Origin of the sequence: Verrucosispora sp. NA02020, from assembly GCF_013364215.1 — a bacterium.
Taxonomy (GTDB): Bacteria; Actinomycetota; Actinomycetes; order Mycobacteriales; family Micromonosporaceae; genus Micromonospora.
This window is the reverse complement of record NZ_CP054923.1, coordinates 1,072,762-1,087,503: the sequence shown is the minus strand read 5'-3', so window position 1 is coordinate 1,087,503 and position 14,742 is coordinate 1,072,762. Positions and strand designations below refer to the sequence as shown.

The following is a 14,742-nucleotide window of genomic DNA, read 5'->3' as shown; positions in this document are numbered from 1 at the left end:
CCCGCTGCGGCGTCCCGCGCGGAGCACCCGCACTAGGGTCGAGGCCGTGAGCAGCGCCGCACCCACCGCACGCGAAAACGGCGTGTCCGAGCGGGCGATCCGCACCACCGATCGGGTACGCCTGCCACGCCGGGCCCGACTGGTGGCGGCCGTCTCACGGCACCGGGCCGACCTGCTGGTGGGACTGGTGTTCGTGATGCTGGCGGGCTGGCTCACACACGGGCTCTGGCCCGACCCGACGGGGCGGGTGCTCGCCCTCAACCCCGAGGACCAGGTCCTCTACGAGTGGTTCCTGACCGTGGACGCGCGGGCCCTGCTGGGCGATTTCGGGCTGCACACCGACCGGATGAACGCCCCGGACGGGGTGAACCTGATGGCCAACACCTCGGTCGTCGCCCTCGGCCTGCTGTTCGCACCGGTCACCCTGGTGTTCGGCGCGCCGGTCAGCTTCGCCCTGCTCGCCGCCGGCAACCTGGCCGCCACCGCGACCGCCTGGTACCTGCTGTTCGCCCGGTTGCTGCGCGTGCACCGCCTGGCCGCCGTCCTGGGCGGCGCGCTGTGCGGCTTCGGCCCCGGGATGGTCTCGCAGACCAACAGCCACCTGCACATGACCGCCCAGTGGCTGCTGCCGGTCGTGGTCTGGCTGGTGGTGCGCCTGCTCCGGGCCGCCGACACCGGGCGGGCCGGACCGGACCGGCGGCGGCTGGTGACCTCCGCCGTGGGGCTCGCCGCCGTGGTCTGCGCCCAGGTGTTCGTCGGCGAGGAGGTGCTCTTCCTCGCCGCCGTCACCCTGCTGGTGATGGCCGCGACCATGGCGGTCGTGGACCGGGACCTGACCCGCCGCGCGCTGCCCGCCTTCGTCGGCGGGATGGCGCTCGCCACCGGGCTGGCCCTGCTGGTGCTCGCCCGGCCGCTGTGGCTCCAGTTCGCCGGGCCGCTCGGCGTCGCCGACGGCATGTTCAGCCCGCACTACTTCTCGGCCGACCTGCGCAGCTGGTGGGCCGTCTCGCCGCTGACCCTGCTCGGTGACGAACGCTCGGCCGCGCTGACCACCGGGCCGGCGGAGTACAACACCTTCCTGGGCTGGCCCCTGCTGGTGGTCACCGCGGGGTGTGCGCTCTGGCTGCGGCGGCGCCCGCTGGCGCTGGCCTGCCTCGCCGGCATCCTGGTGATGGGGACGCTCTCGCTCGGCCCCGAGGTGGTCCACCGGGGCGAGGGCACCGGCCTTCCCGGACCGTACGCGCTGCTGGCCGGGCTGCCGGTGGTGGACGGTGCGTTGCCGATGCGCTTCGCCCTGGCGGTGCCGCCGCTGGCGGCGACGATCCTAGTGCTCGCGCTGGACCGGGCGCTGCGCGCGGGCCGGCGCGCCCGACGACTGGCGCTGGTGACGGCCGGTGTGGTGCTCCTGCCACTGGTGCCGACGCCGCTGCCCACCGCCGCGCGCACGCCGGTGCCCGAGTTCGTCACCGCCGGGCACTGGCGGACCTGCGTCGAACCGGGCGGGGTGCTGATGCCGGTGCCGTTGGCGACGCCGAAGGACCCCTGGCCGATGCGGTGGTCGACGGCCGCCGACGCCGCCTTCGGCATGCCGGAGGGGTTCTTCATCGGCCCGCACGGCCGGGGCGGCAGCGCCGCGATGGGAGTGGCCCCACGGCCCACCTCCACGCTGCTCGCCGAGGTGGCCCGGAGCGGTCTACGGCCGGTGGTCGGTGCGAACCAGCGCCGCCGGGCCGCCGAGGACGTGCGGCACTGGGGTGTCTCCTGCGTGGTGCTGGCGGTCGCCACGGCGCACGCGGACAGCCTGCGGCTGACCCTGGAGGCGCTCTACGGGCCGTCCAGCCGGGTGGCCGACGCCTGGATCTGGCGGGTCTGAGCCCGCGCGGCCGGTGGGCCGCGCGGGCTCGGACCACTACGCCTTGGAGCCCGGGTAGGACGCCTCGGCGAACTCCTCGCGCGGGTCGTGCAACTGACCGAGGGCGACCACCTCACGCTTGAGGAAGAACGCCAACGTCCAGTCGACCACCACCCGGACCTTGCGGTTGAACGAGGGGATCCGGCTCATGTGGTACGTCCGGTGCATGAACCACGCCGGCCAGCCGGTCATCTTGATGCCGTAGACCTGGGCCACGCCCTTGTGCAGGCCGAGGCTCGCCACGCTGCCGGCGTGCTTGTGCTTGTAGTCGACCGGCTGCTCGCCACGGACCACGGCGACGATGTTGTCGGCCATCCGCTGGGCCTGGCGTACCGCGTGCTGGGCGCTGGGCGAGCAGAAGTTGCCCGGCGGCTTGGTCAGGTCCGGTACGGCGGCGCAGTCACCGGCGCTCCAGGCGCCATCGAGGACCCGGTCCCCGTCGACCACCTGGAGGGTGGGTCGGCAGGTGACCCGACGCCGCTCGTCGCGGGGGAAGTCGGTGGCGTCCAGCATCGGTGCCGGCTTCACGCCCGCCGTCCACACGATGGTGTCCGAGGGGAAGCTGTCCCCGTCGGAGAGCGTGACCACCCCGTCGACGCAGGACTCCAGGCGGGTGTCCAGCCGGATGTCCATGTCCCGCTTCAGCAACTGCTGCACGGTGTAGGCACCCATGTCCCGGTCGACCTCGGGAAGCACCCGTTGGGTGGCCTCGACCAGCACCCACCGCATGTCCGACGCCGTCAGCTCCGGGTAGTACTTCAGCGCGTGCCGGGCCATGTCCTCCATCTCGGCGAGCGCCTCGATGCCGGCGTACCCGCCACCGACGAAGACGAAGGTGAGGGCGCGGCGCCGTACCTCCGGGTCGGTCGTCGCGGCCGCCACGTCCAACTGCTCCAACACGTGGTTGCGCAGATAGATGGCCTCACCGATGGTCTTGAACCCGATGCCGTGCTCGTGCAGGCCCGGGATGGGCAGGGTCCGGGAGACCGAACCCGGTGCGACCACGACGTGGTCGTACGCGATCTCGCGCGGCGGGCCGATGATCGGCTGCACGGTGGCGGTCTTGCGGTCGTGCTCGATACGGGTCACCGCACCGGCCACCACCGTGCACTTGCGCAGCTCGCGACGCAGCGGCACCACGGAGTGCCGCGGAGAGATGTTCCCTCCCGACGCCTCGGGGAGGAACGGCTGGTAGGTCATGTGCGGCTGCGGGTCGACGACGATGACCTCGGCCTCACGAGAGCTGAGCTTCTTCGACAGGCGCAGGGCCGCGTAGAGCCCGACGTGCCCGGCACCCACCACAAGGATCCGCTTCGGATTCACACTTACATCTTTCCCGCGCCAGCCCCGGTAACCCCGCTCGCGGCACCCTTCTGTGACCGAGCACAACCTGAGTGTGACCCGCGCTACCGCAGGGACGAAACCGGACGTATCACTGCGGCCCCACAGGCCCCGGCGGCCCCGGCAGAACCGCCGTTCACCTGCGTCGCAGCAGCCAGGCCAGCATCGCGGTCAACCCGGTTACCACCAGCAGACCGGCGATGGTGACGGGAATCCGGCCGGTGCCGTCGCCGCCGACCCGGGCCAATTCGACGAGCAGCACCCCGAGGACCGACGTGGCGAGCACCACTACGCCCGCCCGTGTGAGCCAACGCACGATCAGGTCCGGGTCCACTGCGGCGTCGTACGGCAGCAGCGCCGCCAGGGCGGTCACCGTGTGCGCGAGGTAGAGCAGCGCCGCCACGGTCAGCAGCCGCCACAACGCGATCGGTCGCCCGTGCAGGTCGGTGGCGAGCACCCAGCCGGCGACCGTGACCAGCGCGGCGAAACTCGGCCAGAACCGGTGCGGCGAGAGCGCGGGCGCCACCGCGACCACGGCCAACGCACCGAGCGTCGGCCCCTGGAGCATCTGGACGGGGTACGACAGCAGCAGTCCGGCGAAGGTGACGAGGAAGACGCCGAGACGCACCAGGACGGGGGCCAGGGTGATCCGGACGGCCGCCGTTCGTACCGCCTTGAGCCGTGCGATCACCGGCCACCCACCCGGGGTGCGGTGGCCAGCCGGGCCACGTCCCGCAGCACCTGGTCGAGGCTGCCCGCACCGGCCCAGGGCACCACCGGCACCCCGTGCTCGCGAAGCTGGGCGATCATCGTGTCCCGGTCCAGCCGCCACAGCCGGTACGCCACCTCGGCCCAGCCCCGGTCGGTCGGCGGGGTGAGGTCGGACGGCAGGGTGTCCACCGCGACCACGAACCGGCCCGAGCGGGCCAGCCGGGCCAGCATCTGCGCCGACCGCTCCTCCAGCAGCGGCGTGAGCACCACCACCAGTGCGTCGGCGGAGAGCACCTGCGGCCCGAACACCTGGTCGTAGGGCTCGTGCGGAGAGGACTGCGCCTTCACGTCCAGCAGCCACTCCAGGACCGTCAGGTACTGGCGGCGTCCGGTGGCCGGACGCAGGCGCCGGGCGCTCGGGCCGTACTCCAGCAACGCCACCCGGTCGCCCCGGTGCAGGTAGTGCTCGGCGATGGCGGCGGCGGCCCGCACCGTCGTGTCCAGCACCGAGGCGGTGCCGGCGACCCCGCCGGAACGTCCCGCCTCGGCGAGCACGTCGAGCAGCACGACCACCTCGGCGTCCCGGTCGGAGAGGGTGGACGCCACGTGCAGTTGCCGGGCCCGCAGCGACACCCGCCAGTCGATGCGACGCAGCCGGTCACCGGGGGCGAACACACGGACACCGGCCAGCTCGCCGCCCTCGCCGGGCCGGCGCGAATGGTGCGCGCCGACCAGGCCTGCGGCCCGGGGCATCGCCTCGACGGCGTCGAACGGCTCGGTCTTCGGGTACACCCTGGACCTGATCGGCTCGGCGTACACCGCGCGGGACGTCAGCAGACCCTGCCCGGCGGCGACCCGGGCACCGGCCGGCCCGATCCGGTGCCGCCCCCACCGCAGCGCGGTGCCGGAGAGTTCCAGGTCGACTGCGGTGTCCGGGCTGACCGAGGTGACGAAGGGCCGGTCGGTCGGCGAGGCGCGGCGGCCGGTGGGCGCGTCGCCACCGGCGAGGGCCGCGCGGGTCACCCGCAACCACGGCGAGACCCGGGTACGCAGCACCGCCACGTCGTACGGCACGGTGCCCGGGTTGCCGACGCTGACCGTGCCGCTCACCTCACCGCCCTCCACCAGGTGCGCCTCGTCGGCACTGATCCACACCTGCGGCAGCTCGGTCGGTCGGCGGCGCAACGCGTACGCGGTGCCGAGCGCGAACGGCACCGCCAGCACGACCAGGTCGACCCGGCCCAACAACACTGCGGCGGCCAGCAGCAGGCCGGTGAGCAGCACCGCTCGGCCGAGCGCCGCGGTGGGCGTCCAGCTGGGCGGGGCCGGTCGGTCCGGAGCGGTCACGACGGGTCAGTGTCCCGGTCCACCGGCGGCGTAACTGGGCAGCGCACCACTGGCCGGGGCGGGGGTGGCGTCCAGGACCTCGCCGACCACGAAGGACGGGTCGACCCGCCGCAGCCACATCTCCGGCCGCAACGTGATCCGGTGCGAGAGCGCCGGTGCCGCGACGTCCTTGACGTCCTCCGGCACCACGTAGTCCCGGCCGGAGAGCACGGCCCGTACCCGGGCCAGCAGCAGCAGGGCCAACGAACCACGCGGCGAGGCACCGACCAGCACCGACGGGTGCTCCCGGGTGGCCGCCGTCAGCGACACGATGTACCGGCCGACCGAGTCCTCCACCACCACGTCCTCCAACGCCGCCTGCATGGAGCGCAGGGTGGCGGCGTCCACGACCGGTTTGATCTCGGCCTCCTCGCGGCGGCGGGCCATCCGCCGACGCAGCACCTCCCACTCCTCCTCGTGATCGGGATACCCGAACGACACGCGCAGCAGGAAACGGTCCAGCTGCGCCTCCGGCAGCGGGTAGGTGCCCTCGTACTCGATCGGGTTGGCGGTGGCGAGCACGTGGAAGGGCTCGTCCAGACGGTAGGTGACCCCCTCCACCGAGACCTGCTTCTCCTGCATCGCCTCCAGCAGGGCGGACTGGGTCTTCGGCGGGGTCCGGTTGATCTCGTCGGCCAGCAGCAGGTTGGTGAAGACCGGGCCGGCCCGGAAGGTGAAGTCGCCGCTGCGCTGGTCGTAGAGGAACGAGCCGGTGACGTCGGCGGGCAACAGGTCCGGGGTGAACTGGAGACGACGGAAGTCCAGCCCGAGCGCCTGGGCGAAGGACCGCGCGGTGAGCGTCTTGCCCAGGCCGGGCAGATCCTCCAGCAGCACGTGTCCACCGGCGAGGATGCCGGCGAGGACGAGTTCCAGCGAATCCCGCTTGCCGACGACGACCTGGCCCACCGCGTCCAGCACCGCCCGGGCGAGGCGGCCGACCTCGGCAGGGGGCATCGTCTGGCCGGCGTCGTTCATCAGATCTTCTCCAGTTCGGCGACGATCGCCGCGAGATCGCGCGGCGAAGGGGTACGGCGGGGCGGGGTGTCCAGGAACGTCGACAGTCGCTCACCCAGCAGGGCCCGGGCCCGGCCCGGATCCGACTCGCGGGTCATGCCGTGCTTGAGCCGGAGCCGCTCGTCGGCCAGCTCGGCGAGGCGGGGCAGGATCATGTGGGAGAAGCGTTCCGGCTGGCCCTTGGACCACTCCAGCGGAATCTCCCAACCGTTGATCGCGGTCCGCAACGCGTCCCGGGCGTCCCAGTTGTACATCCCGTCCTCCTCCCCGTGCTGCTGCGGTCGCGCCCCCGTCTGTCCGGAGCGCGACGGCGGGGCGAGCGTGGCGACGATACGGCGTACCGCGAACACGGTGACGACTCCGGCGACCAGCACCACCAGGGACACCCGCAACCCGACCGCCCGTAGCCCGGCGATCAGGACCACGGTCGCGGCGGCGGTGACGGCGAGGAACCCGACGACGCTCCGCAGCCGCCCACCCCGGGGCGCCTCCTGCTGGACCGGCCGTTCCTCCTCGAAACTGAGCAGGTCGTCGATACTGGTCTTGCTCATGCCATCACGTCCCGCTCGACGGTGGCCGCGAGTTCGCCGCGCAACCGGCGCAGGGCGGCGCGGGCCTGGTCGCGGGTGCGCTCGTCGACCGGGCGGGTCGCGTACCGCGCCTCGCGGTAGACGTGTGCCAACTCGGCCAGCACGTCGGCGCTGACGATAGCCGGCACCCCGTTCGCGGAGTCGCCGCGCAGCAGCCGGGTGACCAGGTCGGTCGGGGTGTCGCCGGCCAGCCGGGGCACCCCGACACCGGCGGCGGCCTCTTCGAGGCGGACCCAACAGGCGATCACCGCGGTCCTCGGGTCGGTGGCGCGGTCGTCCAGGTCGACCAGGCCGGCGTCGACTGCGGCGACCACCTCGCGGGCGGTGCCTGCGGCGCTGCGGCGAGCCGGACGGGCGGGCAGTCGCCGGGTGACCCGGCGCGCCATGCCACGGATCACCGTCCAGGCGAGATAGCCGATGACCACGAGCAGGACGACGCCGAGCAGCGCCAACGCCACCGTGCCGAGCCAGGGCGGGATCTCGGTCCGGGTCTGCTCGGCGGCCTCGCGCGGCTCGGCCGGGATCGAGGGACGCGGATCGTCGGTCGGGTACTCCAGGACGAACGGGGCGTCCTGCACGGCCGGCGGGACCCGGCTCGCGCCGATCGACGAGTGCGCGGCGGCCAGCGTGACGAGGGCGAGCAGGCCGATCACCGCGGTGACGGGCCACCACTTGCGCAGCAGGTCCACTCCGACCTACCTTCGCTCCACCAGGGCGTACGGCGGGCTCGTCTGCGTCACGTCCGCCATCTCCACCACCCCGCAGCGTCAGTCCAGCCCGGCCAGTTGTCTCGCCCGGGCGAACACATCGTCAAGCATTCCTGGTGTCAGCCGTCCGGTGAAGGTGTTCTGCTGGCTGACGTGGTAGCAACCGAGCAGTTCCGGTACGGCCGTGCCGGACCAGTGTGCCCCATGGCCGAACGACGGTCGCGGGCTGGGCGGACGGACGCCGTACACGTGGCGCAACATCGGCCACCACGCGGCCCAGGCGAAGGCACCCAACGCGACCACCACCCGCAGCGTCGGCCGGATCAGGTCGACCTCCCGGTACGACCAGGGCGCGCAGGTGTCCCGCTCGGCCGGGCTCGGCTTGTTCTCCGGCGGGGCGCACCGCACCGCCGCGAAGATCCGGGTGTCCCGCAGGGTCAGTCCGTCGTCGGCGGACACGCTGGTCGGCTGGTTGGCCAGGCCGGCGCGGTGCAGCGCGGCGAAGAGCACGTCGCCGGAGCGGTCGCCGGTGAAGACCCGGCCGGTGCGGTTGCCGCCGTGCGCCGCCGGCGCGAGCCCGAGCACGGCGATCCGGGCCTCGGGGGCGCCGAAACCGGGCACCGGTCGACCCCAGTACTCCTGGTCGCGGAAGGCGGCACGTCTGGTCCGCGCCACCTCCTCCCGCCAGTCGACCAGCCGGGGGCAGGCGAAGCAGTCGGCGACGGCCGCGTCGAGGTCGGCGAGATCGGTCGCCCGCGCGGCGCGGGCGACCACGTCGGCCGGGGTACGCGACTCAGCCAAGCTTGGCCCGGAACAGTTCGAGGGTGCGGGCCCAGGCGCTGGTGGCGGCACGCAGGTCGAACTTCTCCGGCCGGTCCTCGTTGAAGAAGGCGTGCGCGGTGCCCGGGTAGTCGTGCAACTGGCAGGTGCCACCGGCGTTCTCGATCGCCCGGCGTACCGTCTGGACCCCCGGGTCGGTGGAGGTGCCGTCCGCCTCGGAGCAGTGCACGAGGGCGTCCTTGCCGGCGTAGTCGGTCCACTCCGGACGCATGCCCTCCCAGGGCAGCCGGGGATAGAACGCGGCGGCGGCGACGATCCGCTCGGAGTGGCTGGCCGCCCAGAGCGCCAGGCTCGCCCCGGCGCAGAAACCCGCGCAGCCGACCTTCCCGGTCACCTCGGAACGCCCGGCGAGGTACTCGGCGGCCACCGCGATCTCGCGTGCCGCCTCGTCCATCTGCGGGCCGTTCAACAGCCGTCGGGGCTCGCTCGGCTTGCCCGCCGGCTCGCCGTGCCGGAAGTCCGGCGCCAGCGCGACGAAACCCGCCTCGGCGAAGCGGTCCACCACCGACCGGATCTGCGGCACCAGGCCCCACCAGTCCTGGATGACGATGACCGCAGGGCTGGCCGTGCCACTGGCGGGCACCGCGAGGTACCCCTCGCCGGTACCTCCGTCGCCACGATAAGTAACCATCTCGCCCATCGGCCCATCCTCCTAGCGGTCAGTCAACGCTGGCTGGTCGCCCAGTGGTCGTACGTGTCGGTAGCCTGCCACGCGGTGACCGTCGCTAGGAAGATGCGGGAGCAGTGGTGTTCACCTCCCGTTCGCGTGCCTCAGGTCGTGGGCTGCGCCAGGCTCCACGCGATGCCGTCGAGGATGTCGTGCTCGGAGGCGACGACCGAGTCCATGCCGGCCCGTTCCATGATCACTCGGAGGACGAGCGCGCCCGCATCGATCACGTCGGCCCGGCCCGGATGCATCACCGGGATCGCCAACCGCTGCTCCCGATCCGCCGCCAGCAGCTCGGCGGTCACCTGCGCCACCCGGTCGTAGGACACCCGGGCGTGGTGGATGCGGGTCGGGTCGTACCCGGTGAGGCCCTGGGCGATCGCGACCACGGTGGTGACCGACCCGGCGAGCCCGACCAGCGTGGCCGCCCCACGTCCCGGCACCACCGTCAGCGCGCGGTCGACCGCCACCGCGATGTCGGCCTGCGCGGCGGCGATCTCGTCCAGCCCGGGCGGGTCACCGTGCAGGTGCCGCTCGGTCATCCGGACGCAGCCGATGTCCATCGAGATCGCCGCGTCGACGCCGCCCTCCCGGCTGCCCACCACGAACTCGGTGGAGCCGCCGCCGATGTCCACCACGAGGAACGGCGACCGGGCGTCGGAGGGCAGGCCGCGTACGGCGCCGGTGAAGGAGAGCCGGGCTTCCTCGTCGCCGCTGACCACCTCCGGCGCCACGCCCAGCGTCTGCTGCACCATGTCCCGGAACTCGGCGGCGTTCTCCGCGTCCCGACTGGCCGAGGTGGCGCACATCCGCACCCGCTCCACACCGAGCTTCTCGATCTCGGCGGCGTAGTCGGCGAGCGCGACCCGGGTCCGCTCGATCGCCTCGGGGGCGAGCCGGCCGGTGGCGTCGACACCCTGACCCAGCCGGACGATCTCCATCCGCCGGGACACGTCGCGCAGCGGCGCGGACGACCCGTCCGACGGGTCGGGCAGTTCGGCGACCAGCAACCGGATCGAGTTGGTGCCACAGTCGATGGCGGCCACACGCGTCGTCACGACGGTCACCCTACAGTGGCGTGCCGACCGGGCACCCGGCCTCAGAGGCGCAGCAGCATCCGGGTGTTGCCCAGCGTGTTCGGCTTGACCCGTTCCAGGTCGAGGAACTCGGCGACCCCCTCGTCGTACGAGCGCAGCAACTGCTCGTAGACCGGGTTCGGCACCGGGGCGCCGTCGATCTCGGTGAAGCCGAACGAGCCGAAGAACCGGGTCTCGAAGGTGAGGACGAAGATCCGGGCGATGCCCAGGTCCCGCGCCGCCTCGATCAGCTCGGCCACGATCCGGTGCCCGATCCGGCGGCCCCGACAGGTCGGGTCGACCGCCACCGTCCGGATCTCGGCCAGGTCCTCCCACATCACGTGCAGCGCGCCGCAGCCCACCACCGCGCCGTCGGCGACCCGGCTGGCGACCCGGAACTCCTGCACGTGTTCGTAGAGCGTGACGGTGGCCTTGCTGAGCAGCCGCCGGTCGTCGGTGTAGGTGTCCACCAGCCGGCGGATGGCGCGTACGTCGGCGGTGCGGGCGGGCCGGACCAGGATGTCGTCGGACCCGTCCGGAGCGGGCGCGCCGCTCACTCGGCGTCCGGCACGTCGACGCACCGGCCGGCCGCCCACCAGGGCTCGACCAGGTCCAGCGTCTCGTCACCGAACGGGTTCACGCCGGACCCGGCGCCGAGCGCGTGACCGAGATGGACGTGCAGGCACTTCACCCGGCCGGGCATCCCGCCGGCCGAGATGCCGGCGATCTCGGGGACCTGGCCGATCGACTCCCGCCGGGCGAGGTAGTCCTCGTGCGCGGCCCGGTAGCGGTCGGCCAGCTCCGGGTCGTCGGCCAGCCGGTCGGCCATCTCCCGCATCAACCCGGCCGACTCCAGCCGGCTGCACGCTGCGGTCGCGCGGGGGCAGGTGAGGTAGTACAGCGTCGGGAAGGGAGTGCCGTCGGCCAGTCGGGGCGTCGTCTCCACCACGTCGGGCAGGCCGCACGGGCAGCGGTGCGCCACCGCCCGGGTGCCGCGCGGCGGGCGTCCGAGCTGCGCGGCCACCGCGGCGAGGTCGGCCTCCGTGGCCGGTTCCCGCTTCGGTGGGGGTACGGAGGCCGCCGCCGGCTCCTGCGGTGGTACGACAGTCACGGGTGCCATCTCTCGTTCGTGCGGGGTGGGTCGGTGCTCAGTCGGCGGTCGGGGTCGCGTCGGCGGCGCGCACGCTCGACCAGAGCGTGTCGTACCAGCGGTCCGGCACGGACGGGGTGCCGGGCTCGGCGGTGCCGGCGTCCCGGGCGGCGCCGGCCGGGTCGTCGAGCAGCACCACCAACTTCTCACCGGGCCGGGTCATGAAGAACCGCTCCCGCGCCTTGGCCTCGATGAACGCGTCGTCCTGCCACTTCTCGGCCTCCTCGGTCAGCTCGGCGATCAGCTTGCGCTGGGCATCCTGCGAGGACTCCATCCGCTCGATGTCGGCCTGCTGGTCGAGATAGACCCGGACCGGATACGTGTAGGCGAGGGCGAGCGCGATCAGCACCGCGACGAGCACGGTGGCCCGGCCGGTGAGACCTCGGGATCGGGGTGCGGAGAGCCGGGTGACGCCGCCTGCGGCGGTACGCCGGGCGGCGGCGGGCCGCTTCGCGGAGCGTACGCCCTCGGCACCGCGGGCAGCCGACGGCGACCGGCCGGCGGTGGTACGCGACTCGGCGCGGACACCTCCGCCCTCCCGGCCGACGCCGGGCCGACCGGTGCGTCCCGGCCGGCGGGCCGGACGTTGACCACCCGGCGTGCGGCGCTGCTGCATCACACCCCTCCCCCGAGGTTCACCACCCGTCAGGCGGAACGGTAACGCGGGAAGGCGCCCGCACCGGCGTACCGCGCCGCGTCGCCCAGCTCCTCCTCGATGCGCAGGAGCTGGTTGTACTTGGCCACCCGGTCGGAGCGGGCCGGGGCACCGGTCTTGATCTGGCCGCAGCCGGTGGCCACCGCGAGGTCGGCGATGGTGGTGTCCTCGGTCTCGCCGGACCGGTGGCTCATCATGCACATGAAGCCGGCCCGGTGGGCCAGGTCGACCGCGTCCAGGGTCTCGGTCAGCGAGCCGATCTGGTTGACCTTCACCAGCACCGCGTTCGCCGCCCGCTCGGCGATGCCCCGGGCGATGCGCTGCGGGTTGGTGACGAACAGGTCGTCGCCGACGATCTGGACCCGGTCACCGATCGCGGTGGTCAGCGTCTGCCAGCCGGTCCAGTCGTCCTCGGCCAGCGGGTCCTCGATCGACACGATCGGGTACGCGTCGGCGAGCTTGGTGTAGTACTCGCTCATCTCCTCGGCGCTCTTGGCGACACCCTCGAACGTGTACCGCCCGTCGGAGAAGAACTCGGTGGCGGCCACGTCCAGGGCGAAGACGATGTCGGTGCCGAGCGTGTAGCCGGCCTTCTCCACCGCCTCGGCGATCAGGTCGAGCGCGGCGGCGTTGGTGGGCAGGTTCGGGGCGAAGCCGCCCTCGTCACCGAGCCCGGTCGACAGGTCCTTCTTCTTCAGCACGGTCTTGAGCGCGTGGTAGACCTCGGCACCCGAGCGCAGCGCCTCCCGGAAGCTCGGCGCGCCGATCGGCGCGATCATGAACTCCTGGATGTCGACGTTGCTGTCGGCGTGCGCCCCGCCGTTGAGGATGTTCATCATCGGCACCGGGAGCAGGTGCGCGTTCGGCCCGCCCAGGTAACGGAAGAGGCTCAGCCCGGCACTGCCGGCCGCCGCCTTGGCCACCGCCAGCGAGACGCCGAGGATGGCGTTCGCGCCCAGCTCGCCCTTGTTGTCGGAGCCGTCGATGTCCAGCATCTTCTGGTCGATCACCCGCTGCTCGCTGGCGTCGTACCCGATGAGCTGGTCGACGATGCGGTCCTCGATGTTGGCGACCGCCTTCTCCACTCCCTTGCCCAGGTAGCGGCCCTTGTCACCGTCGCGCAGCTCGACCGCCTCGAAGGCGCCGGTGGAGGCGCCGGAGGGCACCGCCGCTCGGGAGATCGTGCCGTCGTCCAGCCCGACCTCGACCTCGACCGTCGGGTTACCCCGCGAGTCCAGGATCTCCCGAGCCTCGATTACCTCGATGGTTGCCACTGAGTCGCTCCTCGTTCGTGTCGTCTCGTGCGGTATGGGCCGCGACGGTGCGGCTGAGGCAGGTGTTGAACGCAGCGTATCGGTCCCCGTTCCGCCGCACCGCGACCGGGCGGGCCGCGACCCGCTCCGTGAGCGCCGACGGGTCGGACATTCCCGAATTCTCGTGCGTCAACCGGCAACGGGTTTGCACGAGCGGGACCTGATCGATCAGGCTTGGCGCCATGCCCGCCGCTTCGACCACCCTCCGTACGCTCGCCGTGTCGGTCATTGCGTTGCTCACCGTCACCGGCTGTCAGGCTCTGGACGACGCCGGACGGGCCATGGGACGGGCCGACGTGGTCAACGACCTCGCCGCCCGGATCGACCGGGCGCTGGAGTTGACCTACTCGGCGCAGTACCAACTCGCGGGCGGACGCACCGCGTCGATCAACCAGTCCCAGGACCCGGCCCGGTCCGCGTACGAGTGGCCGGACGGCAAGCTGACCGCCACCGCCGAGGCGACCACCCGCTGCGAGGCCGACGACGGGCGCACGGTCTGCACGCTCGAAGCGCCGCCCGCCCCGAACAGCAAGCCGCCGGTGGTCGTCTTCGCCGCCGCCGAACGCGAGGGCCTGGTCACGCCGCCGCTGGTGATGGGCCTGCTGACCAGTGCCGCGCTGGACCCCGGAGCGGTCATCACCCAGAGCGAGACCACCGTCGCCGGACACCACGCCACCTGCGTCGACGTCCGCCAGACGGCCGGGAGCTTCAACGCCTGCGTGACCGGAGAGGGCGTGCTCGGCAGCTTCACCGGCCAGATCGACGGCGTACCGGTGGAGCTGGCGTTGAGCCGCTACCAGGAGCAGGTCGACGGCGCGGCGTTCGAGCTGCCGCCGGGCGCCGGCGTGGTGGACCGCCGACCGAGCGATTCCTAAGCATTTCGCACTTCTCACCCCAGAAGCGCGCCTGAGTAGTGCTACTCACGCGCCGACCGGCCCGCGGTGGCCACAGTGACACCATGACCGAAACTCAGCGTCCGGCCCCCGGCCAGCTCCGCAGCCGCCGCGACCGGGTCGTCGCGATCGTCACCGTGCCAGCGTGGTACGCGGTGCTCTACATCGCCTTCGTCGGCTGGGTCGCCTGGCAGTCCCGAACCGGCGTGGACGGTTGGGAAGACCTGATCCTCTTCGCCGCCATCGCTTTCGGGGCGCTCGTGTTCGTCCTGAGCAGCGCGATCGGCATGGGGACCATGGCGATCCGGGTACGCAGCGCCGCGTGGACCGCCGGCCCGATCCTCTCCGGTACCGTCGCCGCGGTGATCGGGCTGGCCGGCTGCGCCCTGGTCGCCCTGGCCATCCGGCTCCTGGATCGATGATCCGCCGGGTGGGCTGCTGCGGACGGGCTGAGCGGTGACAGCTCGGCTGGTCCCACCAACGGCGG

Annotated in this window: 16 protein-coding genes; 3 read left to right on the top strand and 13 right to left on the bottom strand. The window is 72.8% G+C overall.

Features of this window, described 5'->3' with window-relative positions:
* Positions 1-46: 46 nt before the first annotated feature.
* Positions 47-1,873, top strand: coding sequence for a hypothetical protein (locus HUT12_RS04685; protein ID WP_176092586.1), 1,827 nt, complete (start codon positions 47-49; stop codon positions 1,871-1,873).
* Positions 1,874-1,909: 36 nt separating this feature from the next.
* Here the strand turns inward: HUT12_RS04685 and HUT12_RS04680 are convergent, their stop codons facing one another.
* From HUT12_RS04680 to eno, 13 genes are all read right to left on the bottom strand, one after another.
* Complete coding sequence (locus tag HUT12_RS04680; RefSeq protein ID WP_131056744.1) at positions 1,910-3,235, bottom strand: NAD(P)/FAD-dependent oxidoreductase; 1,326 nt, start codon at positions 3,233-3,235, stop codon at positions 1,910-1,912.
* 154 nt (positions 3,236-3,389) lie between these two features.
* Positions 3,390-3,944, bottom strand: coding sequence for a hypothetical protein (locus HUT12_RS04675; protein WP_176092585.1), 555 nt, complete (start codon positions 3,942-3,944; stop codon positions 3,390-3,392).
* Positions 3,941-5,311 carry a DUF58 domain-containing protein gene (locus tag HUT12_RS04670; protein ID WP_176092584.1) on the bottom strand — a complete coding sequence of 457 codons (1,371 nt, stop codon included), beginning with the start codon at positions 5,309-5,311 and terminating at the stop codon, positions 3,941-3,943. The genes HUT12_RS04675 and HUT12_RS04670 overlap by 4 nt, the downstream gene beginning before the upstream one ends.
* 6 nt (positions 5,312-5,317) lie before the next feature.
* A complete protein-coding gene (locus HUT12_RS04665; protein ID WP_131055442.1) occupies positions 5,318-6,325 on the bottom strand; it encodes a MoxR family ATPase in 1,008 nt (335 codons plus the stop codon).
* Complete coding sequence (locus HUT12_RS04660; protein ID WP_131055440.1) at positions 6,325-6,915, bottom strand: hypothetical protein; 591 nt, start codon at positions 6,913-6,915, stop codon at positions 6,325-6,327. The genes HUT12_RS04665 and HUT12_RS04660 overlap by 1 nt, the downstream gene beginning before the upstream one ends.
* Positions 6,912-7,637: a DUF4129 domain-containing protein gene (locus HUT12_RS04655; RefSeq protein WP_176095652.1), complete on the bottom strand. Its 726-nt coding sequence runs from the start codon at positions 7,635-7,637 to the stop codon at positions 6,912-6,914. Before HUT12_RS04655 ends, HUT12_RS04660 begins: the two co-directional genes overlap by 4 nt.
* 84 nt (positions 7,638-7,721) lie before the next feature.
* A complete protein-coding gene (locus HUT12_RS04650; protein ID WP_176095651.1) occupies positions 7,722-8,435 on the bottom strand; it encodes a uracil-DNA glycosylase in 714 nt (237 codons plus the stop codon).
* Positions 8,436-8,454: 19 nt separating this feature from the next.
* A complete protein-coding gene (locus HUT12_RS04645; protein WP_131055438.1) occupies positions 8,455-9,141 on the bottom strand; it encodes a dienelactone hydrolase family protein in 687 nt (228 codons plus the stop codon).
* A gap of 131 nt (positions 9,142-9,272) precedes the next feature.
* Positions 9,273-10,214 carry a Ppx/GppA phosphatase family protein gene (locus HUT12_RS04640; RefSeq protein ID WP_176095650.1) on the bottom strand — a complete coding sequence of 314 codons (942 nt, stop codon included), beginning with the start codon at positions 10,212-10,214 and terminating at the stop codon, positions 9,273-9,275.
* A 53-nt stretch (positions 10,215-10,267) separates the two neighbouring features.
* Entirely contained in the window at positions 10,268-10,801 is a 534-nt protein-coding gene (locus HUT12_RS04635) for an amino-acid N-acetyltransferase (RefSeq protein ID WP_176092583.1), read from the bottom strand.
* The gene (locus HUT12_RS04630; RefSeq protein ID WP_176092582.1) at positions 10,798-11,355 is read right to left on the bottom strand and encodes a DUF501 domain-containing protein; all 558 of its coding nucleotides are present in this window, start codon (positions 11,353-11,355) and stop codon (positions 10,798-10,800) included. The genes HUT12_RS04635 and HUT12_RS04630 overlap by 4 nt, the downstream gene beginning before the upstream one ends.
* Before the next feature lie 37 nt (positions 11,356-11,392).
* Positions 11,393-12,010 (bottom strand): septum formation initiator family protein, encoded by a 618-nt coding sequence (locus HUT12_RS04625; protein WP_176092581.1) that lies wholly within the window; start codon positions 12,008-12,010, stop codon positions 11,393-11,395.
* Between the two features lie 29 nt (positions 12,011-12,039).
* Positions 12,040-13,323 (bottom strand): phosphopyruvate hydratase, encoded by a 1,284-nt coding sequence (eno, locus tag HUT12_RS04620; RefSeq protein WP_131056616.1) that lies wholly within the window; start codon positions 13,321-13,323, stop codon positions 12,040-12,042.
* A gap of 221 nt (positions 13,324-13,544) precedes the next feature.
* On the opposite strand from eno, the gene HUT12_RS04615 reads away from it, so the two are divergent.
* The gene (locus tag HUT12_RS04615) at positions 13,545-14,237 is read left to right on the top strand and encodes a hypothetical protein (RefSeq protein ID WP_131056618.1); all 693 of its coding nucleotides are present in this window, start codon (positions 13,545-13,547) and stop codon (positions 14,235-14,237) included.
* Between the two features lie 83 nt (positions 14,238-14,320).
* Positions 14,321-14,677 carry a hypothetical protein gene (locus HUT12_RS04610; protein ID WP_131056620.1) on the top strand — a complete coding sequence of 119 codons (357 nt, stop codon included), beginning with the start codon at positions 14,321-14,323 and terminating at the stop codon, positions 14,675-14,677.
* Positions 14,678-14,742 lie beyond the last annotated feature (65 nt).